25 protein-coding genes are annotated in these 23390 nt (G+C 71.2%); 9 read left to right on the top strand and 16 right to left on the bottom strand.

Features of this window, described 5'->3' with window-relative positions:
• Positions 1 to 99 precede the first annotated feature (99 nt).
• Entirely contained in the window at positions 100 to 255 is a 156-nt protein-coding gene (locus ACFZCP_RS02240) for a hypothetical protein (RefSeq protein WP_362687852.1), read from the top strand.
• Between the two features lie 44 nt (positions 256 to 299).
• Here the strand turns inward: ACFZCP_RS02240 and ACFZCP_RS02235 are convergent, their stop codons facing one another.
• The 4 genes from ACFZCP_RS02235 to ACFZCP_RS02220 all read right to left on the bottom strand — a co-directional run bounded on the left by ACFZCP_RS02235 (position 300) and on the right by ACFZCP_RS02220 (position 3762).
• Positions 300 to 905, bottom strand: a complete 606-nt coding sequence (locus ACFZCP_RS02235; RefSeq protein WP_362687855.1) for a MarC family protein — start codon at positions 903 to 905, stop codon at positions 300 to 302.
• A 72-nt stretch (positions 906 to 977) separates the two neighbouring features.
• Positions 978 to 1835: a PHP domain-containing protein gene (locus ACFZCP_RS02230; RefSeq protein WP_391423269.1), complete on the bottom strand. Its 858-nt coding sequence runs from the start codon at positions 1833 to 1835 to the stop codon at positions 978 to 980.
• Between the two features lie 232 nt (positions 1836 to 2067).
• On the bottom strand, positions 2068 to 2709 hold the full coding sequence (locus ACFZCP_RS02225) for a DUF6758 family protein (protein WP_362687861.1): 642 nt from the start codon (positions 2707 to 2709) through the stop codon (positions 2068 to 2070).
• Between the two features lie 468 nt (positions 2710 to 3177).
• A complete protein-coding gene (locus ACFZCP_RS02220) occupies positions 3178 to 3762 on the bottom strand; it encodes a suppressor of fused domain protein (protein WP_391423267.1) in 585 nt (194 codons plus the stop codon).
• A gap of 460 nt (positions 3763 to 4222) precedes the next feature.
• Here ACFZCP_RS02220 and ACFZCP_RS02215 point away from each other — a divergent pair, with 460 nt between their 5' ends.
• Together ACFZCP_RS02215 and ACFZCP_RS02210 are read left to right on the top strand one after the other, a co-directional pair.
• Positions 4223 to 5347, top strand: coding sequence for a magnesium and cobalt transport protein CorA (locus ACFZCP_RS02215; protein WP_362687867.1), 1125 nt, complete (start codon positions 4223 to 4225; stop codon positions 5345 to 5347).
• 23 nt (positions 5348 to 5370) lie between these two features.
• Positions 5371 to 5898: a hypothetical protein gene (locus ACFZCP_RS02210; protein ID WP_391423265.1), complete on the top strand. Its 528-nt coding sequence runs from the start codon at positions 5371 to 5373 to the stop codon at positions 5896 to 5898.
• A gap of 324 nt (positions 5899 to 6222) precedes the next feature.
• Here ACFZCP_RS02210 and ACFZCP_RS02205 read toward each other — a convergent pair whose 3' ends face one another.
• Entirely contained in the window at positions 6223 to 6963 is a 741-nt protein-coding gene (locus ACFZCP_RS02205; RefSeq protein WP_391423263.1) for a hypothetical protein, read from the bottom strand.
• A gap of 211 nt (positions 6964 to 7174) precedes the next feature.
• Between ACFZCP_RS02205 and ACFZCP_RS02200 the strand changes: the two genes are divergently transcribed.
• Genes ACFZCP_RS02200 through ACFZCP_RS02190 form a run of 3 tightly spaced genes read left to right on the top strand, consistent with a single transcriptional unit; the run spans position 7175 to position 10248 of the window.
• Positions 7175 to 8479, top strand: coding sequence for a magnesium transporter MgtE N-terminal domain-containing protein (locus tag ACFZCP_RS02200; protein WP_391423261.1), 1305 nt, complete (start codon positions 7175 to 7177; stop codon positions 8477 to 8479).
• Positions 8469 to 9071, top strand: a complete 603-nt coding sequence (locus ACFZCP_RS02195) for a DUF1003 domain-containing protein (protein ID WP_391423260.1) — start codon at positions 8469 to 8471, stop codon at positions 9069 to 9071. Before ACFZCP_RS02200 ends, ACFZCP_RS02195 begins: the two co-directional genes overlap by 11 nt.
• Positions 9072 to 9114: 43 nt before the next feature.
• Positions 9115 to 10248, top strand: a complete 1134-nt coding sequence (locus ACFZCP_RS02190) for a P-loop NTPase (protein ID WP_391423258.1) — start codon at positions 9115 to 9117, stop codon at positions 10246 to 10248.
• 219 nt (positions 10249 to 10467) lie between these two features.
• Here the strand turns inward: ACFZCP_RS02190 and ACFZCP_RS02185 are convergent, their stop codons facing one another.
• The 6 genes from ACFZCP_RS02185 to sigE all read right to left on the bottom strand — a co-directional run bounded on the left by ACFZCP_RS02185 (position 10468) and on the right by sigE (position 16313).
• Complete coding sequence (locus tag ACFZCP_RS02185; RefSeq protein ID WP_391423256.1) at positions 10468 to 10752, bottom strand: hypothetical protein; 285 nt, start codon at positions 10750 to 10752, stop codon at positions 10468 to 10470.
• A gap of 216 nt (positions 10753 to 10968) precedes the next feature.
• Positions 10969 to 11640: a hypothetical protein gene (locus ACFZCP_RS02180; protein ID WP_391423254.1), complete on the bottom strand. Its 672-nt coding sequence runs from the start codon at positions 11638 to 11640 to the stop codon at positions 10969 to 10971.
• 224 nt (positions 11641 to 11864) lie between these two features.
• Complete coding sequence (locus ACFZCP_RS02175) at positions 11865 to 12317, bottom strand: sec-independent translocase (protein ID WP_362687898.1); 453 nt, start codon at positions 12315 to 12317, stop codon at positions 11865 to 11867.
• An 86-nt stretch (positions 12318 to 12403) separates the two neighbouring features.
• The gene (locus ACFZCP_RS02170; protein WP_391423252.1) at positions 12404 to 14458 is read right to left on the bottom strand and encodes a trypsin-like peptidase domain-containing protein; all 2055 of its coding nucleotides are present in this window, start codon (positions 14456 to 14458) and stop codon (positions 12404 to 12406) included.
• A gap of 134 nt (positions 14459 to 14592) precedes the next feature.
• Positions 14593 to 15606 carry a zf-HC2 domain-containing protein gene (locus ACFZCP_RS02165; RefSeq protein ID WP_391423250.1) on the bottom strand — a complete coding sequence of 338 codons (1014 nt, stop codon included), beginning with the start codon at positions 15604 to 15606 and terminating at the stop codon, positions 14593 to 14595.
• Complete coding sequence (sigE, locus tag ACFZCP_RS02160; RefSeq protein ID WP_391423694.1) at positions 15603 to 16313, bottom strand: RNA polymerase sigma factor SigE; 711 nt, start codon at positions 16311 to 16313, stop codon at positions 15603 to 15605. Before sigE ends, ACFZCP_RS02165 begins: the two co-directional genes overlap by 4 nt.
• Before the next feature lie 236 nt (positions 16314 to 16549).
• On the opposite strand from sigE, the gene ACFZCP_RS02155 reads away from it, so the two are divergent.
• On the top strand, positions 16550 to 17248 hold the full coding sequence (locus tag ACFZCP_RS02155; RefSeq protein WP_391423692.1) for a class I SAM-dependent methyltransferase: 699 nt from the start codon (positions 16550 to 16552) through the stop codon (positions 17246 to 17248).
• 156 nt (positions 17249 to 17404) lie between these two features.
• Here the strand turns inward: ACFZCP_RS02155 and ACFZCP_RS02150 are convergent, their stop codons facing one another.
• A complete protein-coding gene (locus ACFZCP_RS02150; protein WP_003985072.1) occupies positions 17405 to 17572 on the bottom strand; it encodes a DUF3117 domain-containing protein in 168 nt (55 codons plus the stop codon).
• A 381-nt stretch (positions 17573 to 17953) separates the two neighbouring features.
• Between ACFZCP_RS02150 and ACFZCP_RS02145 the strand changes: the two genes are divergently transcribed.
• A complete protein-coding gene (locus ACFZCP_RS02145; RefSeq protein ID WP_391423249.1) occupies positions 17954 to 18757 on the top strand; it encodes an enoyl-CoA hydratase-related protein in 804 nt (267 codons plus the stop codon).
• A 112-nt stretch (positions 18758 to 18869) separates the two neighbouring features.
• On the opposite strand, the gene ACFZCP_RS02140 is transcribed toward ACFZCP_RS02145, so the two are convergent.
• Both ACFZCP_RS02140 and ACFZCP_RS02135 read right to left on the bottom strand, forming a co-directional pair.
• On the bottom strand, positions 18870 to 19475 hold the full coding sequence (locus ACFZCP_RS02140; RefSeq protein ID WP_391423247.1) for a DNA-3-methyladenine glycosylase I: 606 nt from the start codon (positions 19473 to 19475) through the stop codon (positions 18870 to 18872).
• Entirely contained in the window at positions 19472 to 19825 is a 354-nt protein-coding gene (locus ACFZCP_RS02135; RefSeq protein WP_391423245.1) for a DivIVA domain-containing protein, read from the bottom strand. The genes ACFZCP_RS02140 and ACFZCP_RS02135 overlap by 4 nt, the downstream gene beginning before the upstream one ends.
• Positions 19826 to 19951: 126 nt before the next feature.
• On the opposite strand from ACFZCP_RS02135, the gene folP reads away from it, so the two are divergent.
• A complete protein-coding gene (gene folP, locus ACFZCP_RS02130; protein ID WP_391423243.1) occupies positions 19952 to 20812 on the top strand; it encodes a dihydropteroate synthase in 861 nt (286 codons plus the stop codon).
• 627 nt (positions 20813 to 21439) lie between these two features.
• Here folP and ACFZCP_RS02125 read toward each other — a convergent pair.
• Together ACFZCP_RS02125 and dapE are read right to left on the bottom strand one after the other, a co-directional pair.
• Positions 21440 to 22198: a TIGR00730 family Rossman fold protein gene (locus ACFZCP_RS02125; protein ID WP_362687916.1), complete on the bottom strand. Its 759-nt coding sequence runs from the start codon at positions 22196 to 22198 to the stop codon at positions 21440 to 21442.
• Between the two features lie 102 nt (positions 22199 to 22300).
• The gene (dapE, locus tag ACFZCP_RS02120) at positions 22301 to 23380 is read right to left on the bottom strand and encodes a succinyl-diaminopimelate desuccinylase (RefSeq protein ID WP_391423240.1); all 1080 of its coding nucleotides are present in this window, start codon (positions 23378 to 23380) and stop codon (positions 22301 to 22303) included.
• Positions 23381 to 23390 lie beyond the last annotated feature (10 nt).

Below are 23390 nucleotides of genomic sequence, written 5' to 3'. Positions count from 1 at the left end.
CGTAGGGAATGTTTGTAACATGCAGCGCGTTGACTAGAGCGACAGTACGTCACACCCAGTAGTTCTCCGCAGGAGGATGACCAGACGAAGGGAGAAGCCATGCGCTTCGAAATCATGCGACTCGACGAGGTCAACGGCACCACCGTGGACAGCACCGTCGTGGACGCCGCCTCCGTCAACCGGATCGTTCAGCAGGCCGCCGCCATCGGACAGCGCCTGTGGATCCGCCCGGCCGAGACCACCCCGGCCTCGTAACGGGCAACGACACTCAAGCTTTCCGGGGGAGCCGAGACGACGTCTCAGCTCCCCCGGATCACCTGAGTGACACCGTTGATGATCTGCTGCACGGCGATCGCGGAGAGCATCATGCCCGCGAGACGCGTCACCAGGACGACGCCGCCGTCCTTGATGACCCGGATGATCAGCAGCGAGTACCGCATCACCAGCCACAGCACGACATGGATCGCGAGGATCGCGCACCACACCGAGACCTGCGTGGCCACACTGTCGGCCCGCTGCACGGCCAGGATCACGGACACGATGGCGCCGGGCCCCGCCAGCAGCGGCATGCCCAGCGGCACGAGGGCGACGTTCACGTCCTTGGTCTGCTTGGGCTCGTCGGTCTTGCCGGTGAGCAGGTCGAGCGCGATCAGCAGGAGCAGCAGACCGCCCGCGATCATCAGCGCGGGCACGGAGACGTGCAGGTAGTTCAGGATCTGATGGCCCAGGAGGCCGAAGGTGGCGATCACACCGCCCGCCACGCAGACGGCCTGGAAGGCCATCCGCCTCTGCACCTTGGCGGGGCGCCCCGCGGTGAGCGCGAGGAAGATCGGGGTGATCCCGGGGGGATCCATGATCACGAAAAGGGTCAGGAACAGGGAGCCGAAGACAGCGACGTCGAACATGGGGGAAGCACAGGCCTTGCAGGAAAAGGAAAAGTGGGCGTGAGGTGGCGCGGAGTCGACCCCTGGGGGGTCTCAGGCTCCGCCGGTCCCCGGGACGGGAAAGGCGCCGGTGGCCCGCCGGATGATCTCCCCGTACACCTCGGGGTCCGTCGTGCACTCGCCGAGCGACACGCTCTTGCGGCTGCCGTGGTAGTCCGAGGACCCGGTGACCAGCAGCCCCAGCTCCTTCGCGAGGCCGCGCAGACGGGTCCGGGAGTCGGCGTCGTGGTCCATGTGGTCGACCTCGATGCCGTCCAGACCGGCCGCGGCCATCTCGGCGATCGTGGACTCCGGCACCGTACGGCCGCGCTTGGTGGCGGCCGGGTGCGCGAAGACACTCACGCCGCCCGCGGCCTTGACCAGCCGGATCGCCTCGAAGGGGTCGGTCTCGTGCTTCTTCACGAAGGCGCGGCCGCCGTCGGCGAGCCACTCCTCGGTGAACGCGTCGCTCACCGTGGGCACCACGCCCAGCTCGACGAGCGCGGTGGCGACGTGCGGACGTCCCACGGAACCACCGGCGGCGATCCGCTCGACCTGCTCCCAGGTCACCGGCACGCCGAGCTCGTTCAGCTTGGCGACCATGCCCCGGGCCCGCGGCACCCGGTCGTCCCGGACCAGCTCGCGCTCGGCGAGCAGGGCGGGCTCCTCCGGGTCGAAGAGGTAGGCCAGCATGTGCATCGAGATGCCGTCGACGCGGCACGACAGCTCGGCACCGGTGACCAGGGTGAGCCCCTCGGGCAGCGCGGCGGTCGCCTCGGCGTGTCCGCGGGTGGTGTCGTGGTCGGTCAGCGCGACGACGTCCAGACCGGCCGCGGCGGCATGCCGCACCAGCTCGGCCGGGGTGTCCGTACCGTCGGACGCCGTGGAGTGACAGTGCAGGTCGATGCGCACGACGTGTACTCCAGGCGGTGACGGGTGAAGGGGGACACCTAAGGATAGCGGCAGGAAACCCATGCCCTGTCACACCCGAACCCGACCAGCACCCCCTACACCACGCCACCCGCGGGGAACTTCTCAGCCCGGCACAGCCGCAAAAGGGGCGCGGGGAACTGCGCGACCAGCCACGACGAGCCCGCACCCGGAGGCGGCCCGCACCACCCCCGGACCCCGCGGCCCCACACCCCTAGGGCTTGAGCAGCCGCGGCGACAGCGCCCCACAGGGCACCAGATCCAACTCCGCCCCCGCATCCCGCAGATCGGTCAGCACCAGCTCGTCGTACATGAGCAGACCGGCCTGCTCGGGCCACATCACCGCCCACAGCCACATCCCGAGCGCCTCGCCGGCGAAGACCGCACGGTCGTCAGGGGTGCGGTAGACGTGCCAGAGCGGCGTCGGACGGCCGCCGGCCAGGACCTTGGCCTGGGGCGGCTTCTCGACGTTCATGTACGCCCCCGGATCCGGGCCGTCGATGCCCGCGTACCACGCACCGAGGCCGACGCCGAGTTCCTCGGCGACAAGAATCAGCTCGCCCATGCCACCGAGCGGGCCCGGGCCGGAACAGGCCACGGCGGTGGCGCGGCCGCCACTGCGGTCGTCGCCCGCATAGGTCACACCCGTGAACAGCCAGCCGACCGGCAACGGCCACGGCATCCACACCGGGACCTGCGTGCGGTGCACCACCACGTTGAGTGCCTCGACGCTCGGCGGGATCACGGGCTGCAGCGGATACACCGTCCCGTGCACGTCGCACTGCCAGGAATCGGCGAAGAGTCCGGGAGCCCTGACCCGGCCACCACACTTCGGGCAACTGGGTTCGCCCCTCATAGGGCTCCACGGTCCTACCCCTGCTCGCCCACGTCAAGGACGATCACCCGACCGGCGCACGCGTCCGGCGAAGGACACGCATCCGCGCGTGACCTTTCGCTCCGGCGGGCGTCACGCATGACCGGCAGGCGCACAAGTTCGTCTGCCGAAACATCGTCGTTCGCACGCGGGGGAGGGCAGGACGAGGACCGAAAGTCCCGGCACACGGTGATGAAGCAGGAGCCCACCCGAAGCCGCACACCCCTCGGGCTCGGCAGGCGGCAGTCACCGGCGCATGGCGCGGGACGGGGATGACCGAACTGCACCTTCCTCACCCGCGAAGCCCAGCTCACCGACGTCAGCGCGGAGGAGCACCCTCGCCCGCATGGCCGGACAGCCGGAGACGGCGCACGCCACCGGGGACGGCGTCACCGTCTTCGCCAACTGACTGATTCCAGCCTTGTGTTGGTGAGATCGGTCACGCCCGGATCAGTCGAGCGGGACGGACCTGCGGACGGGATCCCTCAGGTCCGTCCCGTTCGTGAGCCAGCGTTCCTGGAGGGCCCCCGCGCCGTGCACCCGTTTCCATGCGGCCTCGTTCGGGGTCATCGGCAGCAGCGGCAGGAACCGTACGGGATCCATCGGCTCGTCCAGCTCCAGGTCCTCGACGAGGCCGCCGCCCTCGCCCACCAGGACCGTGGTGAAGGGGGCCCCGGGCCATAGCGGCCCGCCCACGTCCAGCGAGGCGCCGGAAGCCACGACGACGCCTTCCACCTGCGGGGATGCGGCGAGTACGGCCAGCGCACGCAACACCTTGTCGGTCTCCGCGACGCCCGCACGGACGGACAGCACCAGTTCGGCGCGGGGGCCCTTGACGGGGTCGGCGAGCATGGCCGTGGGGTCCGTCATGGGGTGCGCGGACATGCCCAGCGTGGCGTAGCGGACCACGTCCCCCTCCTGGAAACGGAGCACCTCGATGCGGTCCGTACCGAGGAAGGTGACCGCTGCGCGTGCGTCCGGCCGGCCCAGCGCGGTGCTCAACCGTGCCTCGACCAAAGGAAGAACATCAACCATGCGGTGAGCATAGATCTCGTCAGTAGCGGGCAAAGGCGCGCCTTGACACTTCGGGTGACTGCTACGCTGAGCCGGTGGTTCGGGGCAGCACGCAGAAGCGTCGCTGATCAAGCCCCGACGCCGATGAGACTCCCTTACGAGGGACCGGCCGGAGGAGGTGGGGCTGTCATGGATCGAAGTCGACCGTGCAGTACCACTCGCTCTTCCGGCCGTTGATGTAATTCCCGGCTGCCTGCCACCTTCCCGTTCGTGCCGTCGTTCGGAAGAGCGCTTCGTCTCGCTTTGCCCTGATCTGTCTGACCTGAATCAGCCCTGCATCAGCAGCGAAGTCGCCACCGCAACGGTGCGGTGCTCCCCGCTTTGTGGACGTGCCAAACATCTGGAGTCAGGACGTCCCCATTCCGGGTAGTTCCACCCGTCGCCGCGCGCCGTCGCTGCCCGCCCGCGAAGGAGCCTGCCCATGTCGATGATCCGCGACCTGCGCGCCGCAGTCCGCCCGTCGTCCCGCCCCTCGCTCCGCAAGGAGACGAGCACGTCGTACGACACCACGCGCGACCCCGCGACGCCCTCGGCCGTAGTCGACTGCGCCGTCTACCGTGACGGTTCCCGCGTGCCGAGCAGCCGACCGCTGACCCCGCAGGAGGCGATGCGGCAGGTGCGCCGTGACGGCGGGTTCGTGTGGATCGGCCTGCACGAGCCGACCGAGGCGGAATTCGCGGGCATCGCCACCGAGTTCGGGCTGCACCCGCTGGCCGTCGAGGACGCGGTCCAGGCCCACCAGCGGCCCAAGCTGGAGCGGTACGACGACTCGCTGTTCACCGTCTTCAAGACCATCCACTACGTCGAGCACGACGAACTGACCGCCAACAGCGAGGTGGTCGAGACCGGCGAGGTCATGTGCTTCACCGGCCGGGACTTCTTCATCACCGTCCGGCACGGCGGCCAGGGCTCCCTGCGTGCGCTGCGGCACCGGCTGCAGGACGACCCCGAGCTGCTCTCCAAGGGCCCCTCCGCGGTGCTGCACGCCATCGCCGACCACGTCGTGGACGGCTACATCGCGGTGGCCGACGCCGTGCAGGACGACATCGACGAGGTGGAGACCGAGGTCTTCTCCCCCGGCCGCAGGGGCGGAGTCTCGCGCGGTGTGGACTCGGCCCGGATCTACCAGCTCAAGCGCGAGGTGCTGGAGTTCAAGCGGGCGGTGGCTCCCCTGCTGCGGCCGATGCAGCTGCTGAGCGAGCGGCCGATGCGGCTCGTCGACCCGGACATCCAGAAGTACTTCCGGGACGTCGCCGACCACCTCGCCCGGGTCCAGGAGCAGGTCATGGGCTTCGACGAGCTGCTCAACTCCATCCTCCAGGCCAACCTGGCGCAGGCGTCCGTCGCGCAGAACGAGGACATGCGGAAGATCACCGCCTGGGCCGCGATCATCGCCGTACCGACGATGGTCTGCGGGGTGTACGGCATGAACTTCAAGTACATGCCCGAGCTGCACTGGAAGTACGGCTACCCGGTGATCATGGGCATCACGGCCGTCCTGTGTCTGGGCATCCACCGCACGCTCAAGCGCAACGGCTGGCTGTGAGCAGGGCTGGATAGGCTGGGCGCATGACAAGCGAGCTGCTCGGCCAGGCCCTTCTCGACCAGGCCCTCATCGAGGAGGCCACGAAGAAGTCCGGCCTCATCTGGGTCAGGGGTGCCGGGGCCCCGGCGGCGCGCGCGCTGTGGCATGTGTGGCACGAGGGTGCGGTGTGCCTGGTCGGCGACGGGCCCGGGGAGCAGCCGCTGCCCGCTCTGGCCGACGGCGGCTCCGCCGAGGTGACCGTGCGCAGCAAGGACAAGGGAGGCCGGCTGGTGAGCTGGTCGGCGACCGTGTCCGAGCTGGCGCCGGGCTCGCCCGAGTGGGAGGCGGCGGTCGGCGAACTGAAGGGGAAGCGCCTGAACGCTCCCGACGGCGAGCGGATGCCGGACCGGTGGGCCCGCGAGTGCAGGGTGCTCCGCCTGGTGCCGACGGGAGCCTGTGCACCGCTGCCCTCCGACAGCCTGGCCGAACGCCCGCTCCCGACTCCGGCGACGACCCGCCAACCCGTCCCGGCGGGCCTGCCGAAGCTGCTGGCGAAGCGCCGGAAGAAGTAGGGAAGACAGAACCGGTGACGCGCGAGCGGTGCTCGGCACAGCCGGGGACGAGCGTCGTGGCCGATCGCCGTTGCGGCGCATCCGAGTGACCGACGGATCCGAATGACCGACGGATCCGAGTGACCGGCTGGTCGCTTCCGGGCTACCTGAGTTCGACTCGGCGGATCGCATCCGGACTGGCTGAGTTCGATTCGGCGGGTCGCATCCGGGTCACCTGTGGAGCGGAGCCGGTCGATCGGGTCCGGCCGATCGGATCCCGCCGGTCGGATCCGGGTGGGCGGCGGTCGTGGACGGTCGTGGGTGGGATCGGCGGGTCTGGGTGAGCTACGACGTCGGGAGTTGCTTGCCGTAGTCCACCGTGTCCGACGCGGCGGGCTGCGTGACGGTGAAGTCCTTGCCCCATTCCGAGAAGCTGAGGGTGCCCGCACTGCCGCCCCGCACCAGACGGAGCGGATACGGCTTGCCCTCCAGGGAGACGTCGAGGGTGCCGCCGGAGCCGGTGTCGCCCGTGATGCGGATGGTGCGGGTGCCGGACTCGTCGTGGTGGCCGTCCGCCGCCAGCTTGCCGTGCAGCGTCAGCAGTCCGTCGAGCAGGACGTCCTTGTCCGTGAAGCCGCTGAACTTCTTGTAGGCCGGATCCCCCTGCGGCACCTTCACGTACTTGCCGTCCAGCTTGCCGGCGGCACCGTCGCTGCCGTCCGCGTGGTTCCAGAAGCCCGCGTCGGCCTTCAGGTACAGCTGCCTGCCGATCCGCAGCAGCCGGAACGTCGCCCCGTCGGAGGTGACCGAGCCGGTGCCGCCCTCGGCCTTCAGCTGCATGTCCAGCGTGTAGGTGCGGCCGCTGGTGACCACGGTGCCCGACAGGTGCACCGCCGGTGCCGTCCGCGCCGCGTCCCGGGTCTTCGCCTGGATCTGGTCGGCGGGCAGCTTGCCGACCCCGTTGGTCCCCGCGTCCGGGTCCTCGCTGCTGCACCCCGTCAGCGCCATCGCTCCCGTCACGGCCAGCACGCAGGTCGCGGCCGCCCATGCGGCCCGGCGGGTACGGCTCCGGGGAATCGCAGTCACAGGTGGTGCTGCCTTTCTGACGGTTCCTGAGCGGCGTACGGCAGCGTACCCGGGCCTCGGCCGCCCGGCGGAGCCAGTCCGTCCGGACCGCCCACCAGGGCGTATCCGATCAGGACGGGCTAGCCTGAAGCGCATCTGAGCGGTCAAATCCGAGCAATCCACATCATTCCCTTGCCAAGCGCAACGATCCCCACGCAAAGGAAGCAGAGTCATGGCAGCCGGCGCCCCCCGGATCTTCGTCTCGCACATGGCCGGGGTCCCCGTCTTCGATCCGAGCGGCGACCAGGTGGGCCGCCTCCGCGATCTGGTCGTCATGCTGCGGGTCGGACGGCGACCCCCGCGCGTCCTCGGGCTGGTCGTCGAGCTGGCCAACCGGCGCCGCATCTTCCTGCCCATGACCCGGGTGACGGGCATCGAGTCCGGCCAGGTCATCACCACGGGCGTGCTCAACGTCCGCCGCTTCGAGCAGCGGCCCACCGAGCGGATGGTCTTCGGGGAGTTGCTGGACCGCAGGGTGAAGCTCGTGGAGACCGGCGAGGAGGTCACCGTCCTCGACCTGGCCGTGCAGCAGCTGCCCGCGCGCCGGGACTGGGAGGTCGACCGCGCCTTCGTCCGCAAGGGCAAGAAGGGCGGCGCCTTCCGGCGGGCCAAGGGAGAGACGCTGACCGTGGAGTGGTCGGCCGTCACCGGGTTCTCGCTGGAGGAGCACGGGCAGGGCGCCGAGAGCCTGCTCGCCACCTTCGAGCAGCTGCGCCCCGCCGACCTCGCCAACGTCCTGCACCACCTCTCCGCCAAGCGGCGTGCCGAGGTGGCCGCCGCCCTCGACGACGACCGGCTTGCGGACGTCCTGGAGGAACTGCCGGAGGACGACCAGATCGAGATCCTCGGCAAGCTGAAGGAGGAGCGCGCGGCCGACGTCCTGGAGGCCATGGACCCCGACGACGCGGCCGACCTGCTCGCCGAACTTCCGGAGGAGGACAAGGAGCGGCTGCTGAGCCTGATGGAGCCCGACGACGCGGCCGAGATGCGGCGCCTGATGTCGTACGAGGAGCACACCGCGGGCGGTCTGATGACCACCGAACCGATCGTGCTGCGCCCGGACGCCACCGTCGCCGACGCGCTCGCCCGGGTCCGCAACCCGGACCTCTCCCCCGCCCTCGCCGCCCAGGTCTACGTCTGCCGCCCGCCCGACGAGACCCCGACCGGCAAGTACCTGGGCACGGTCCACTTCCAGCGGCTGCTGCGGGACCCCCCGTACACCCTGGTCAGCTCGCTCCTCGACGACGATCTGCAGGCCCTGGACCCCGACGCCGCGCTGCCGGTCGTGGCCGGGTTCTTCGCCACGTACGACATGGTCGCCGCTCCCGTCGTCGACGAGTCCGGGTCGCTGCTCGGCGCGGTCACCGTGGACGACGTCCTCGACCACATGCTGCCCGAGGACTGGCGGGAGACGGAGTTCCATCTGGACGACGAGAACGGGGCGGCCGACGAGGGGGCGAATGCCCATGGCTCCTGACCGCGAGAGCACCCGGGAACGCACCCCGACGGGCGCCACCGCCGCCACCCGGCACCGGACACCCCGTCTGGACCAACCGCGGCCGCCCCGGCGCCGGATCCTGCCCGAGTGGGACCCGGAGGCCTTCGGCCGGCTGTCGGAGAAGATCGCCCGCTTCCTGGGCACGGGACGCTTCATCGTCTGGATGACGGTCGTCATCATCCTGTGGGTGGTCTGGAACATCGCCGCGCCGGCGAACCTGCGCTTCGACACCTACCCCTTCATCTTCCTGACCCTGATGCTGTCCCTGCAGGCCTCCTACGCCGCCCCGCTGATCCTGCTCGCCCAGAACAGACAGGACGACCGCGACCGGGTCAACCTGGAGCAGGACCGCAAGCAGAACGAGCGGTCGATCGCCGACACCGAGTACCTGACCCGGGAGATCGCCGCGCTGCGCATGGGCCTGGGCGAGGTGGCGACCCGCGACTGGATCCGCTCCGAGCTGCAGGACGTGGTCAAGGAGGCGGATGAGCGGCGCCGCCACGACGGCCATGTCGTATTCCCGGCGGAACGGTCGGAACGGTCGCCCGGACGTGACGCAGACGACCGCTGAAGTGCTACCCGGAGGCCCCTCGGCGCGCCGTACCATCGTCCTTATGGCTACGGAAGACGCGGTGCGCGAGGCACTGGCGACGGTGAACGACCCCGAGATCAACCGACCCATCACCGAACTCGGGATGGTCAAATCGGTGGAGATCGGCACGGACGGAGCGGTCGCGGTGACCGTGTACCTGACCGTCTCCGGCTGTCCCATGCGCGACACCATCACCCAGCGGGTGACCGAGGCGGTCTCCCGCGTCGAGGGCGTCACCCGCGTCGACGTCACGCTGGACGTGATGAGCGACGAGCAGCGCAAGGAGCTGGCGACGGCCCTGCGCGGCGGACAGACCGAGCGCGAGGTCCCCTTCGCCAAGCCGGGCAGCCTCACCCGGGTCTACGCGGTCGCCTCCGGCAAGGGCGGCGTCGGCAAGTCCTCGGTGACGGTGAACCTGGCGGCGGCGATGGCCGCCGACGGCCTGAAGGTCGGCGTCGTCGACGCCGACATCTACGGCCACTCGGTGCCGCGCATGCTCGGCGCGGACGGCCGTCCGACCCAGGTCGAGAACATGATCATGCCGCCGTCCGCGAACGGCGTGAAGGTCATCTCCATCGGCATGTTCACCCCGGGCAACGCCCCGGTCGTCTGGCGCGGCCCGATGCTGCACCGCGCCCTGCAGCAGTTCCTCGCGGACGTGTACTGGGGCGACCTGGACGTCCTGCTCCTGGACCTGCCGCCGGGCACCGGCGACATCGCCATCTCGGTCGCCCAGCTGGTCCCGAACGCCGAGATCCTGGTCGTCACCACGCCGCAGCAGGCGGCGGCCGAGGTCGCCGAGCGGGCCGGCTCCATCGCCGTCCAGACCCACCAGAAGATCGTCGGTGTCGTCGAGAACATGTCCGGCCTGCCCTGCCCGCACTGCGGCGAGATGGTCGACGTCTTCGGCACGGGCGGCGGCCAGACGGTCGCCGACGGCCTGACCCGCACCACGGGTACGACGGTCCCGGTCCTCGGCAGCATCCCCATCGACGTCCGCCTCCGCGAGGGCGGCGACGAGGGCAAGCCCGTGGTCCTGACCGATCCGGACTCCCCCGCGGGCTCGGCCCTGCGCGCGATCGCGGGCAAGCTCGGAGGCCGCCAGCGTGGCCTGTCGGGCCTGTCCCTGGGGATCACTCCGAAGAACAAGTTCTGAAGTCACCCGCCTGCGATCTGCGGCTCCGCCACCGGTCAACGCCCTGACCGGCAGCGGAGCCGCCGACGTTTGCGGGCGTCGGTCGCCGTTGAGTGCCCTCCGACGGCCCGGAGACGGCCCAGGCCGGTCATGAGCCATGGTGCCTGGTGGCGAGGGAGGCGGAAGGGGATCGTCCGGACGTGCGCCTCCGGAGAGGAGCTCAGCCCGGCCCGCACGCCGCTACAGACCGCGTAGTGCCTCGTAGAGATCGTCGTAGGCCGACCAACAGTCGATGCTGCCGTCGTCGTACAGGCTGCCCATGTACCAGTCGTCGTCATGAACGGGCTTCACGAGGCACAAGCCGTGGAACCCGAGAACGAACTCTGGGTGCAGCACCTCGTGGGCTCCGGCGCCGGCTCCCCACTTCACCGCCCGGTTCGGATCCAGCGCGACGGCCTCTCGGTCCCCGGATACGTCACGGATCCGCTGGAGGGTCCACCCTGCGGGTAGCTGTGCGTCTGCCATCCACGGATGATGTCAGCCGCCAGGCGCGGACCACCGCTCCAGGAGCGAGGTGGGGCCATCACCCGCGTGACCAGCGGTCCCTACTTTGGAATTGCCGTGACGGACACTGGTTGACCCGGTCGTGTCCGGTATCGCTGATCTGCCGGTCGCCTACACGGCCCTACGACGAAGGGGCGCCGAGAATGCCGACGCCCCCCTTGTGCCAAGTCGTGACGGCTAGGCGTACGTGGTGATGTCCTTCACCACGGCGAACCCCAGCCCGTACGCGCTCATCCCCCGCCCGTAGGCCCCGACGTGGACCCCGGCCTCGGTGGAACCGGCCAGCACCCATCCGAACTCGGACTCCCGGTAGTGGAACGGCACGGGCACGCCGTCCACCGGGAGGGAGAGCGTGGACCACTCCTCCCCGTCGAGATCGTCGGCCAGAGCCCACGCGGTCTCCGTCTGCTGCTCCAGCCAGTCGTCCCGCAGGCCGTGGTCTATCTGCCCCGGCCAGGTGAACGACAGCAGCCCCACCCCTGCCAGCCACGCCGCCGAGGACACCGACGTCGCCTCCAGCAGCCCCGTACCGTCGGCGCTGCGCCGGGACGGGTTCGCGGCCACGGTGACCACGACCGCGAACTTCTCCCTGGGCTCGTCCGCGGAACCGGCGACGTACTCGTTGCGCACGGTGGGCTCGTCACCGTGCCCGATCGAACCGTGCTCGACGGCACCGTCAGCCGCCGTGCCGACCTGCATCAACCAGCGCGGCCCCGTGAACGCCTCGTCGAGGCCGTACCACGGGAAGGGCGCCTGCAGGTAGCCGCCGACCGTGCGCCGGCCGGCGGCGAACTGCTGTCCGCCCTCCGCATCCGACGCCTGCGCGCCCACCCGACTCGTCGTCTCCATCTGCCCGGACGCCTCCTCGCTCTCGTCGGACCGGGGCGGCCCGCCCCCCTTCGGGCGTACTCGTCCGGTCCGCACAACAACTCGGCAGCATATCCACACCGCTGAGAGCGGCAGGGAAAGCGCCCGGCGCGTGGGTCGCGTCCGGGGCCCGTTCGCGCCGTGTGCGGTGGGTGCGCGCTATGAAACGCGTCACGTACGCCGCCCGGTCCGCGTGTCGGGACCTGTCAGGTGGCGTCCGCGTCGAAGGGCGGACGGTCGTCCTTGCCGGGCTCCTCGGGCTTCTTGCTCATGTCGACGCGCCCACCCGACGAGGAGGACGAGGACGACGGGGAGGAGGGCGACGAGGTCTCGCCGTCGCGGCCGTGCACGGCGTCCGTGACCTCGGCCATCTCCTTCTTCAGGTCGAAGCCGTTGCGAATCTCCTTCAGCCCCAGTTCATCGTTGTCCAGCTGCTTGCGGATGAACGTCTTGGGGTTGAGGTCCTCGAAGTCGAAGTCCTTGAACTCGGGGCCCAGCTCGCTTCGGATGTCCTGCTTGGCGCTCTCCGAGAACTCACGGATCTTCCGAATCGTGCGTGTCACGTCCTGGATCATCTTCGGGAGCTTGTCCGGACCGAAGACGAGCACGGCGAGCACAATGATCGTCACCAGCTCGAGTGGTCCTATGTCATTGAACACCTGATGCTCCCATTGCGATGCTCTCGGTCGGTCAACGGTACCCGGCATAGCCGTCAGACCGGTACCGTCCCGAGGTGAGACTTCTGTCAGTTCTGCTCCGAAGCGCCCAGGACGAGTGAGACCTCCCGTTCGGCGCCGTGCTCGACGGTCAGGCGCAGCCGGTCGCCGGGCCGGTGGGCACGGATCTTGACCATCAGCTCCTCGGCCGAGTGGACACGCTGCCCGTCGACCTCCGTGATAACGTCACCCGCCCTCAGCCCGGCCCGTTCGCCCGCGCCGCCCTTGAGGACGGCGGGTCCGCCGTCGCCCGCCTTGGTGTCGATACGGGCGCCGTCGCCGGTGTACCCCATATCGAGCGTGACGCCGATCACAGGGTGTGTCGCACGACCCGTGTTGATCAGTTCCTCGGCGACCCGCCGGGCCTGGTTGATGGGGATCGCGAAGCCGAGGCCGATGGAGCCGGCCTGTCCGTCCTCGGAGTCGGACTCGGCGTCGGCCGAGCGGATGGCGGAGTTGATGCCGATGACCTGGGCCCGCGAGTCGAGGAGGGGACCGCCGGAGTTGCCCGGGTTGATGGGCGCGTCGGTCTGCAGGGCGTCGACGTACGACACGTCACTGCCGTCGCCCTTCTCGCCGCCGGCCGTGATGGGCCGCTCCTTGGCGCTGATGATGCCCGAGGTGACGGTGTTGGCCAGGTCGAAGGGGGCGCCGATGGCGACGACGGGGTCGCCGACCTGGACGTCGTCGGAGTTGCCGAGGGGCATGGGGGTGAGCCCGCGGACGCCGCTGACCTGGACGACGGCGAGGTCGTATCCGCTGTCGCGGCCGATGACCTTGGCCTTGGCGGTGTCGCCGCTGCTGAACGTCACGGATATCTCGCCGCCGGACGCGGCCGGCTGGACGACGTGGTTGTTGGTGAGGATGTGCCCGCGGGTGTCGAGGACGAAGCCGGTGCCGGTGCCCGCCTCGTCGGCGCCGCGCACGTGCAGCGTCACGACGCTGGGCAGCGCCCGGGCGGCTATCCCGGCCACGCTGTCCGGCGCGCGTCCGGCGGGCACCTTTCCGGCCTGCGGCAGACGGACGTCCCCCACGCCGTCGCGCTCGACGTAGGCGCCGACGAGCCCGCCGATGCCGCCGGAGACGACGGCGACCAGCAGGGTCCACACGAGGAGCATCCGCCTGCCCCGCTTGCGGCGCTGCTGCTCGGTGAGCACCGCGGCACCGGTCTGCTGCAGCGGTCCGGGCGCCAGGAGCTGCTGCTGCCCTGCGCCGGGCGCGGCCCAGGGGTCGTAGCGCTGCCAGGGATCACCGGCCGGCCCTGCCTGCGGAACGGAACCGGCATCGGCCGCGGGCACGGCCGTCCCGGGACCCGCGGGTGGCGGCACGGCCGAGGCCACCACGGGCGCGGATGCGGGGACCGGTACGGATCCGGGGACCGCTGCGGATCCGGGGGCTGGAGCAGGCAAGGGGGCGGATGTAGGCACGGGGGCCGGTGCGGACACGGGCGCCGGTGCAGGTGGCACGGGGGCCGGCGCGGGCACGGAGGCCTGTGCAGGTGGCACGGAGGCCTGTGCAGGCACGGGGGCTGATGCAGGTGCGGAGGCCGGTGCGGCGTTCGTTGCGGGCGGAGGCGGGGCCGAGTACACCGGCGCGCACGGAGCCGTCTGCGCCGTTGTCTGCGCGGTCGCCGGGGCCGCCGCGGCCGTCTCCTGCACCGACGCCGCCGCGGGGTGCTGGACCGGCGGCGCGGGCGCCCAGGGGCCCGGCTCGCCGTAGGGCGGGGTGCCGTAGGGATCGGGGTCGTGCAGGGGCTTGGGCCGGTGGCCTGCCGATACGACGGGGGCACCCGCCTCGACCGGGTCCACCGCGGACCGGGCCGCCACCGCGTCGCCCTCGATGGGCTCAGCCACCGTCGCGTCCACCACGACCGGCTCAGCCACCACCGGTTCGGCCGACGTCGGCTCTGCCACCATCGGCTCGGCCATGGCCGGCTCGGCGGCGGCCGGTGCGGGCTTGGCCAGTTCGAAGTCGCCGTCGGCGAGGGGACCGATCGTGTCGGTGGGCCTCGGCTGGCCCTCCCCTGCCGACGTCCGGTCCTCGTGCTCCCCCGGCGGGACCTGCGTCGGGTTCCCCTCGTTCATGCTCTCCCCACGGCTGGCCGCGGCCGCGCGCGTCGGCGAGGGCCACGGAACGTCGAACTCCGTGCCCGGGTCACCGCCGCGGGCACGGTCTCACAGGATTCAACCAGGTTCCGGGGGCGGGGCGCAGTGGCCGGTCAGGGCGCCTGACGGGGGGAGGGAGGAGGGGAGACGGAGGGGGTGGAGGAAGCCGACGGAGCCGAGGCGGTGTCGGATGCGGGGACGGGGGCGGACAGCAGGCCGGGGCCGGACGGACGGGGGGTCGCGGCCAAGGAGGCCGGGGGGAACGGCGAGATCTGGCTCAGCGGACGTATCAGCGGCGAGACCGCGGCCGCACCGGCCATCACCGGCGTGGTCAGGTCGTGCACGGTGGCCAGGGCCTGTCCGGCGGCCGGGTCGGGCACGCCGGGCACCAGCGGTGCGGACATGGAGGTCGGCGCCGCCGCCGTCTGGCCGAGCAGGCCGCCGCCCTGGCCGAGCAGCGGTCCCACCGAGCGCCGGCGCTGGGTGTCGGAGGTCACCGCCCCCGCGCCGGTGCCCGTCGAACGCGCCGGGAGCACGTTGCCGGAGCCGGAGCCGGAGCGGGTGTCCGCGGACAGGTCGCCGGGGATGGCGGTGGTCACGCCGCCGAGAGCCAGGGCGGCCAGCGACACCGCTCCGGCCGCGGCGAACGCGAACCGCAGTCCGCGCGAGGCGGAGCGGTCGGCGTCGGGCCGGCCGACGGGATGGATCCGGAAGCCGCGTTCCCCGGGAGCGGGAGCGATGCCGGCGTGCGGTCCCACGGGGACATAGCCGAACTCGAAGCGCTCGCCACGGCGCGCTCCGAAGACACCGGCGTCCGGGCCCCGCCCGAAGATTCCTGCCCCGGTCGACGCGGTGCCGTCGCCGTCGGCGTCACCACCGGCGGGAAGGCCCTGGAGCCGGGCCAGGAAGCTCTCCGAGGGGGGCGGCGGGGCTGCCTCCGCGAACACGTTCTTCAGACGGCGCTGGGCGTCCGCCTCCGCCTTGCACCGGGCGCAGGTGGCCAGGTGGGCGAGGACGCGCTCACGCGACTCATGCCCGAGCTCCCCGTCCACGAGGGCGGAGAGCCGGTCTCCCAGGTGCTGTTCCGCGAGATGCGTCTGGGCAGCTTTCGGTCGTGATCCACTCACGCGGTCGCGCCCCCTCCCCCCAGAGCGGGGACGCGGGGCATGAAGGAGCGCCGCTCGGCCTTGCGCGCCTCGGGCGCGCGGTGGGCCAGGGCCTTGCGCAGCTGGGAGCGCCCGCGGTGGATGCGGGAGCGGACCGTGCCGAGCTTCACGCCGAGGGTCGCGGCGATCTCCTCGTACGACAGGCCTTCGATGTCGCACAGGACGACCGCGGCGCGGAACTCCGGCGCGAGGGTGTCCAGGGCCTGCTGGACGTCCGCGTCGAAGTGGGAGTCGTTGAAGACCTGCTGCGGGGTGGGCTCGCGGCTGGGCAGGCGCTCGGCCGCGTCCTCGCCGAGGGCGTCGAAGCGGATGCGCTGCTTGCGCCGGACCATGTCCAGGAAGAGGTTGGTGGTGATGCGGTGCAGCCAGCCCTCGAAGGTCCCCGGCGAGTACGTGGACAGCGAGCGGAAGACGCGGACGAAGACCTCCTGGGTCAGGTCCTCGGCATCGTGCTGGTTGCCCGTAAGGCGGTAGGCGAGGCGGTAGACCCGGCCGCTGTGCGTGCTGACGATCTCCTCCCACGTGGGCGGAGTCCATGCCTGCCCGTCCGCGTCGGTGGTGAAGGTCGCGGTCTGGGTGTCGCCGGCGGCGGAGCCGGCGGCGTGGCTGTCAGCGGTGTCGTTCACGGATTTCGGCTTCCCTGCCGATCCGAGGAAGCGCCGAAGCACTCCTCCGCGATCCACAGGCGCAGCCGCACCTCCCCTGTCGGCTCTGGTGGTGTCCAGTGGAGCCCCTACCATAGCCACCTCGCCCGTTAGCTCCGGATAAGCGGTTTTACGAGAATTTGATACGCGCTGATACAGCTCATACGGCTGCGTCAGCATGTGCTCGGCGTCCTGTTCCACTTCTTACCCCCCGTCGCGTCCCGGGCCACCGGCTCATCCCTTTAAACGCCCAGTCCCATCTGCGGGTTCCCGGCCCCAACGGATACAGTCACGCCCAGGCATCCAGTGGGGGACGGGAGAGGGTCATTACCGGCAACCGGCAGACGAGCTGGGCGTTCGCCGACGCCTTTGTCGCCGAGGACGAAGCGCTGCTCTGGGCCCGTGACCGGGCCCGGGAGGCAGGGCTGCGCTCGGTGTCGCCCAGCGCGGGTGCCGCGCTGCGGCTGCTCGCCGCCTCCGTGGACGCGAAGGCGGTCGCGGAGATCGGCACCGGCTGCGGAGTGTCCGGAATCCACTTGCTGCACGGCATGCGCCCGGACGGGGTGCTCACCACGGTCGATCCGGAGCCGGAGCACCAGCAGTTCGCCCGGCAGGCGTTCCGGGCCTGCGGCTTCGCCAGCAACCGGGCGCGGTTCATCCCCGGCCGGGCCCTGGACGTGCTGCCGCGCCTCGCGGACGCCGGCTACGACCTCGTCTTCTGCGACGGGGACCGGCAGGAGTACTCGGACTATCTCGCTGAATCGTTGCGTCTGCTGCGTCCGGGGGGCCTGGTGGTCTTCGAGGGAGTCTTCGCCAACGGCCGTACCGTCGACTCGGGGCCGCAGCCGACCGAGGTGCTGCGGCTGCGGGAGCTGCTGCGCACGGTGCGCGAGAGCCAGGAGCTGGTGACGTCGCTGCTGCCGGTGGGCGACGGGCTGCTGTGCGCCGTCAAGCGATGACGAGGTGACAGCGGCGTCGGCGTGACAGCGGCGTCGGCGGTGCCCACTGGTGCCGGTGCCGGCGGCGTCACCGCGTCCCGGGCATGCAGATGCCCCGGCACCGCACACGCCTGCGCGTACGACACCGGGGCAACCGCAAGGACCAGATCGTCAGCGTCAGACGGTGACCTTCTCAAGGGCCTCGCCGAGCGCCTTGGCCTCGTCGGGGGTCAGCTCGACGACGAGTCGACCGCCGCCTTCGAGCGGAACGCGCATGACGATGCCCCGCCCCTCCTTGGTCACCTCGAGCGGGCCATCGCCCGTCCGCGGCTTCATGGCCGCCATGCTCGTTCCCCTTCCTGAAACCAGCTCAAGCTCATCGTCTGCCGACGGCCCCCTGGCAGGGCACCCGCAATCCGAAACGGACGCGCGACACCGGCATCGAACACATTGCTTCCCAGCCATTATCCCGCATCCCAGGACCCGATGACCAACATCAGTCGGCATCGCTTGGGCAACGCGCGCGAGCAAAACCACTCAATTCGGCGATGTGACTGCGATACTGCTCCACCGCCCGGACGCCCCCTGGCCGACTCGGCTCCGTTTTTCTTTGACGCAGGTCACACGACCGGTCCGGTCCCCGGACCGCGATCTCCGCCATGCTGTCCTCAGACAGCGACGTACTGAGCGGTACGTCATCAGCCGTGACACCAGAGGGGATGCGCCATGGCCGACACCGTGCTCTACGAGGTGAGCGACGGGCTCGCGACGATCACGCTGAACCGCCCCGAGGCGATGAACGCGCTGAACATCGCGACCAAGGTCGCCCTCCGGGAGGCGGCCGAGTCCGCGGCCGGGGACACCGCCGTACGGGCGATCCTGCTGACCGCCGCGGGCGACCGGGCCTTCTGCGTGGGCCAGGACCTCAAGGAGCACATCGGGCTGCTCGCCGCGGACCGGGAGACCGGGTCCGGGCAGACGATGAGCACGGTCAAGGAGCACTACAACCCGATCGTGAAGGCGCTGGCCGGGGCGTCGAAGCCGGTGGTAGCCGCGGTGAACGGGGTGGCGGCCGGGGCCGGCTTCGGCTTCGCGCTCGCCGCGGACTACCGGGTGGTGGCCGACACCGCCGCCTTCAACACCTCCTTCGCGGGCGTCGCGCTGACCGCGGACTCCGGCATCTCCTGGACGCTGCCGCGGGTCGTCGGCCCGGGCCGCGCCGCCGACCTGCTGCTCTTCCCGCGCAGCATCAGCGCCCAGGACGCACTGCAGCTGGGCATCGCCAACCGGCTGGTGCCCTCCGCCGAGCTGCGCGCCGAAGCCGAGAAGGTGGCGCGTGCGCTGGCCGAGGGGCCGACGGTGGCCTACGCGGCGATCAAGGAGGCGGTGGCCTACGGAATGACGCACTCCCTCGCCGAGACGTTGGAGAAGGAGGACGAGCTGCAGACGCGGGCGGGACAGTCCGAGGACCACACGATCGCGGTGCAGGCGTTCGTGAACAAGGAGAAGCCGAAGTACCTGGGCCGCTGAGCCGGGGGGCGTAGGCACCGTGGGGAACCGCGGGCCCGCCGAGGCCGGCCGCGCCCACGCGGCAAAGCCGCCTGCCGACGCGGGCCCGCGCCCCTTATGCGGGCGGCGCTCCTTATGAGGGTCGCGCTCCTTGTGAGGGGCTTCTCGCCACGCAGGTCTCCAGGTGGTCGTTCACCAGACCGCATGCCTGCATCAGGGCGTACGCCGTGGTCGGGCCGACGAATCTGAGGCCGCGCTTCTTGAGGGCCTTGGACAGGGCCGTGGATTCCGGGGTGACCGCGGGGACGTCGGCCAGGGCCTTCGGGGCGGGCCGGGCGGACGGGTCGGGGGCGTGGGACCAGATCAGTTCGTCCAGGTCGCCCTCGGCCCAGTCGGCGAGCACGCGCGCGTTGGCGAGTGTCGCGTCGACCTTGGCGCGGTTGCGGATGATGCCCGGGTCGGCCAGCAGCCGCTCGCGGTCCTCGTCCGTGAACACGGCGACCTTCTCGATCCGGAAGCCGGCGAAGGCCGCCCGGAAGCCGGGGCGGCGACGCAGGATCGTGATCCAGGACAGGCCCGACTGGAAGGCCTCCAGGCTGAGCCGCTCGAAGAGGGCGTCGTCGCCGTGGACCGCACGGCCCCACTCCTCGTCGTGGTACGCGACGTAGTCCTCGGTGGACAGGGCCCAGGGGCAGCGCAGCGCGCCGTCGGGTCCGGCGAGGGCCGCTCCGTCGCTCATCGCTGGTCCTCCTCGTGGGCGGGCTTGTCCAGCCGGACGTGCGCGGCGGCGCGGGCACCGGCCAGTGCGGACTCCAGGTCGGCGATACGGGCGTCCCGCTCGGCGAGTTCCGCGGCGAGGCGGCCGAGCGCGTCGTCCACGTCGCTCATGCGGTAGCCGCGCGGGGCCAGCGGGAAGCGCAGGCTCTCCACGTCCGCCCCGCGGACCGGGCGGTCCTCGGGCAGCGGGTCCTGCAGCCGCTCCGGTGCCACCTCGGGCAGCGGGCCGCTCTCGCCGCCGCCCACCACGGCGAGTGTCACCGCGGCCACCACGACAGCGAGGGCGACGACCAGGAACAAGAACATAACCATCGCTAGAGGTCCCCACGCTCGAAGTGCCGGAAGCCGAATCTCTCAGGTCCGATCGTGCCATGCGAGTCTGACAGTTAGGGTCGCAGGCGGCCGTACTGCGGAAGGTACTAGGAGAGGTCACAGCGGATGCTCAGGCTGGGCAGGCGGGAATTCGGGGCGCACGAACCGGTGATCATGGCGATCGTGAACCGGACCCCGGACTCCTTCTACGACCAGGGGGCCACGTTCCGCGACGAGCCTGCGCTCGCACGCGTGGAGCAGGCGGTGGCCGAGGGCGCCGCGATCATCGACATCGGCGGGGTGAAGGCCGGGCCGGGCGAGGAGGTCACGGCCGAGGAGGAGGCGCGGCGGACGGTCGGTTTCGTCGCGGAGGTACGGCGGCGCTTCCCGGACGTGATCATCAGTGTGGACACCTGGCGGGCGGAGGTCGGCGAAGCGGTGTGCGCGGCAGGGGCGGATCTGCTGAACGACGCCTGGGGCGGGGTGGACCCGGGGCTGGCGGAGGTTGCCGCGCGCCACGGGGTGGGGCTGGTGTGCACCCACGCGGGGGGTGTGCAGCCGCGTACCCGACCGCATCGGGTGACGTACGACGACGTCGTGGACGACATCCTGAAGGTGACCCTCGGGCTTGCCGAGCGGGCGGTGTCGCTGGGGGTGCCCCGGGAGTCGGTGCTGATCGATCCCGGGCACGACTTCGGGAAGAACACGCGGCACAGTCTGGAGGCGACCCGACGGCTGGACGAGATGGTCGCCACGGGGTGGCCGGTGCTGGTGTCCCTGTCCAACAAGGACTTCGTCGGGGAGACGCTGGACCGGCCGGTGAAGGAGCGGTTGCTCGGCACGCTGGCGACGACGGCGGTGTCGGCGTGGCTGGGGGCACAGGTGTACCGGGTGCATGAGGTGGCCGAGACGCGGCAGGTGCTGGAGATGGTGGCGTCGATCGCCGGGCACCGTCCGCCTGCGGTGGCCCGGCGGGGGCTGGCCTGAGCACCAGGGAGCTCCGCTGCCCGCCCCCCCCCCCCCCCCCCCGACGCCGCCCACCCACACCACCCGACTCGGCCGGCCGACCGACCGGCCGACAAGCAAGGCAAAGCCCCCCACACCCAAGCCCCGGCCCCACTCCCCCAGCCCCACCTCTCCAACCCCCAAACCACCGCCCCCACCTCGGCCCACCGCCCCCGTCTCACACTCCTCAGCGCGCGAGGGGGCGGGCGAGAACCGAGGGGGCGGGCGGCAAAAGGGTGGGGAAGCGATGGGAAACCGATGGGCGGGCCATCTCCCAGCCGACCCAACCCCGACTCACGCCTCACAGCTGACCGAGGAGGCCAGGCAGGAAGGGGAGTGGGAAAGCGGCGAGCGGGCCACCTCCCAGCCAGCCGAACCCCGGCTCACGCTTCTCAGGGGACCGAGGAGGGCGGGCGGACAGGCAAGGGCGGGGCGGACACCAGGCCCCCCAAGCTCACCCGTGGCGGACCGAGACGGGGCGGGTGGGTGGGCGAAAGGGCCGAGGCAGCCCCCGGCGCACCTCCCAGCCCAGACCAACCCGCCCAGCCCCGACGCTCACCCCTCGGCGGACCGAGACGGGCGGGTGGGTGGGCAAAGAGGGGGCGCCGCCTAGCGGGCCGCCTCCTTGGAGACCAGGGCCACCGCCTCGTCCACGTCGTCCGTGACATGGAACAGCAGCAGATCCTTCTCGGCGGCCTTGCCCTGCGCCACCAGCGTGTTCTTCAGCCAGTCCACCAGCCCGCCCCAGTACTCGCTGCCGAACAGGACGATCGGGAACCGCGTGACCTTCTGGGTCTGGACCAGGGTGAGGGCCTCGAAGAGTTCGTCGAGGGTGCCGAGGCCGCCGGGAAGGACGACGAAGCCCTGCGCGTACTTCACGAACATCATCTTCCGGACGAAGAAGTACCGGAAGTTCAGGCCGATGTCGACGTACGGGTTCAGCCCCTGCTCGAAGGGCAGCTCGATGCCGAGGCCGACCGAGATGCCGCCCGCCTCGCACGCACCCCTGTTGGCCGCCTCCATGGCGCCCGGTCCGCCACCGGTGATCACCGCCCAGCCGGCCTCCACCAGCCCCCGGCCGAGCCGCACCCCCGCGTCGTACTCCGGCGAGTCCACGAGCGTACGCGCCGACCCGAACACACTGATGGCGGGCGGGAGTTCGGCGAGCGTGCCGAAGCCTTCGATGAACTCCGACTGGATGCGCAGGACCCGCCAGGGGTCCGTGTGGACCCAGTCCGAGGGGCCGCCCGCGTCCAGCAGGCGCTGATCGGTCGTACTCGGCGTGACCTGGCCACGCCGCCGGAGGACCGGTCCGAGCCGCTGCTCGTCCGGCGGCTGCTTCTTCCCCTCGGGGTTTCCGGTAGCCATGTGCGCTCCCTCCGCTTGCCGGTAGTTCGACCTCAGCCTAGATCTACGCGGGTTACGGAGGGGGGACGTGAGCATGTCCGCCCGAGAGGCCCCACGGGGTCCTTACGCCGTGAGCCAGTCCCGCAGGCGCTCCTCGCCCGCCAGAATCTTGGCTGTTTCGACCCTTTCATCCCTCTTGTGCGCCAAGTGCGGATTGCCCGGACCGTAGTTGACCGCGGGGACGCCGAGCGCGGAGAAGCGGGAGACGTCCGTCCAGCCGTACTTGGGCAACGGGGTGCCGCCCACCGCCTCGATGAAGGCGGCCGCGGCCGGGTGGGAGAGGCCGGGCAGCGCGCCGGGGCTGTGGTCGTCGACCACGAACTCGGTCACCCCGCAGTCCGCGAACACCTCGCGGACATGGGCGACCGCCTCTTCCTCGGTGCGGTCGGGGGCGTAGCGGAAGTTGACCGTGACCACGCACTCGTCCGGGATGACGTTGCCGGCCACTCCCCCGGAGATGCCCACCGCGTTCAGGCCCTCGCGGTACTCCAGGCCGTCGATGAGCGGCCACCGGGGCTCGTAGGAGGCCAGCCGGGCGAGGATGGGGGCCGCCGCATGGATGGCGTTGGAGCCCATCCAGCCGCGCGCCGAGTGGGCCCGCTCGCCCGAGGTCTTCAGCAGCATCCGCAGGGTGCCCTGGCAGCCGCCCTCGACCTGCCCGTCGGAGGGCTCCAGCAGTACGGCGAAGTCGCCGCGCAGCCACTCCGGGTGGGCCTCGGAGACATGCTTGAGGCCGTTGAGCTCGGCGGCGACCTCCTCGTTGTCGTAGAACACGAAGGTCAGGTCGCGGTTGGGGGCGGGAACCGTCGCCGCGATGCGCAGCTGGACGGCCACACCGGACTTCATGTCGCAGGTGCCGCATCCCCACAGGACACCGTCCTCGTCCAGCCGGGACGGCACGTTGCCGGCGATCGGCACCGTGTCGATGTGGCCGGCCAGGACGACCCGCTCCGCGCGGCCCAGGTCCGTCCGGGCGATCACGTTGTTGCCGTACCGGTCCACGGCCAGGTGCGGAAGGGCACGCAGGGCGGCCTCGATCGCGTCCGCGAGGGGCTTTTCGGTACCGCTCTCGGAGGGGAAGTCGACCAGCCGCGCGGTGAGCTCGGCGGCGTCCAGCGTGAGGTCAAGCGAGGTGTCGGCCATGGCTTCGACC

The organism is Streptomyces sp. NPDC007971 (genome assembly GCF_042958635.1).
GTDB lineage: Bacteria > Actinomycetota > Actinomycetes > Streptomycetales > Streptomycetaceae > Streptomyces.
This window is presented reverse-complemented; position numbering and strand designations above follow the sequence as displayed.

Excerpts from the sequence above, each read along its gene's own strand:
- ACFZCP_RS02240 (WP_362687852.1), top strand. The coding sequence starts at position 100 with ATGCGCTTCGAAATCATGCGACTCGACGAGGTCAACGGCACCACCGTG.
- ACFZCP_RS02235 (WP_362687855.1), bottom strand. The coding sequence starts at position 905 with ATGTTCGACGTCGCTGTCTTCGGCTCCCTGTTCCTGACCCTTTTCGTG.
- ACFZCP_RS02225 (WP_362687861.1), bottom strand. The coding sequence starts at position 2,709 with ATGAGGGGCGAACCCAGTTGCCCGAAGTGTGGTGGCCGGGTCAGGGCT.
- ACFZCP_RS02220 (WP_391423267.1), bottom strand. The coding sequence starts at position 3,762 with ATGGTTGATGTTCTTCCTTTGGTCGAGGCACGGTTGAGCACCGCGCTG.
- ACFZCP_RS02215 (WP_362687867.1), top strand. The coding sequence starts at position 4,223 with ATGTCGATGATCCGCGACCTGCGCGCCGCAGTCCGCCCGTCGTCCCGC.
- ACFZCP_RS02210 (WP_391423265.1), top strand. The coding sequence starts at position 5,371 with ATGACAAGCGAGCTGCTCGGCCAGGCCCTTCTCGACCAGGCCCTCATC.
- ACFZCP_RS02200 (WP_391423261.1), top strand. The coding sequence starts at position 7,175 with ATGGCAGCCGGCGCCCCCCGGATCTTCGTCTCGCACATGGCCGGGGTC.
- ACFZCP_RS02195 (WP_391423260.1), top strand. The coding sequence starts at position 8,469 with ATGGCTCCTGACCGCGAGAGCACCCGGGAACGCACCCCGACGGGCGCC.
- ACFZCP_RS02190 (WP_391423258.1), top strand. The coding sequence starts at position 9,115 with ATGGCTACGGAAGACGCGGTGCGCGAGGCACTGGCGACGGTGAACGAC.
- ACFZCP_RS02185 (WP_391423256.1), bottom strand. The coding sequence starts at position 10,752 with ATGGCAGACGCACAGCTACCCGCAGGGTGGACCCTCCAGCGGATCCGT.
- ACFZCP_RS02180 (WP_391423254.1), bottom strand. The coding sequence starts at position 11,640 with ATGGAGACGACGAGTCGGGTGGGCGCGCAGGCGTCGGATGCGGAGGGC.
- ACFZCP_RS02170 (WP_391423252.1), bottom strand. The coding sequence starts at position 14,458 with ATGAACGAGGGGAACCCGACGCAGGTCCCGCCGGGGGAGCACGAGGAC.
- ACFZCP_RS02150 (WP_003985072.1), bottom strand. The coding sequence starts at position 17,572 with ATGGCGGCCATGAAGCCGCGGACGGGCGATGGCCCGCTCGAGGTGACC.
- ACFZCP_RS02145 (WP_391423249.1), top strand. The coding sequence starts at position 17,954 with ATGGCCGACACCGTGCTCTACGAGGTGAGCGACGGGCTCGCGACGATC.
- ACFZCP_RS02140 (WP_391423247.1), bottom strand. The coding sequence starts at position 19,475 with ATGAGCGACGGAGCGGCCCTCGCCGGACCCGACGGCGCGCTGCGCTGC.
- ACFZCP_RS02135 (WP_391423245.1), bottom strand. The coding sequence starts at position 19,825 with ATGGTTATGTTCTTGTTCCTGGTCGTCGCCCTCGCTGTCGTGGTGGCC.
- folP (WP_391423243.1), top strand. The coding sequence starts at position 19,952 with ATGCTCAGGCTGGGCAGGCGGGAATTCGGGGCGCACGAACCGGTGATC.
- ACFZCP_RS02125 (WP_362687916.1), bottom strand. The coding sequence starts at position 22,198 with ATGGCTACCGGAAACCCCGAGGGGAAGAAGCAGCCGCCGGACGAGCAG.
- dapE (WP_391423240.1), bottom strand. The coding sequence starts at position 23,380 with ATGGCCGACACCTCGCTTGACCTCACGCTGGACGCCGCCGAGCTCACC.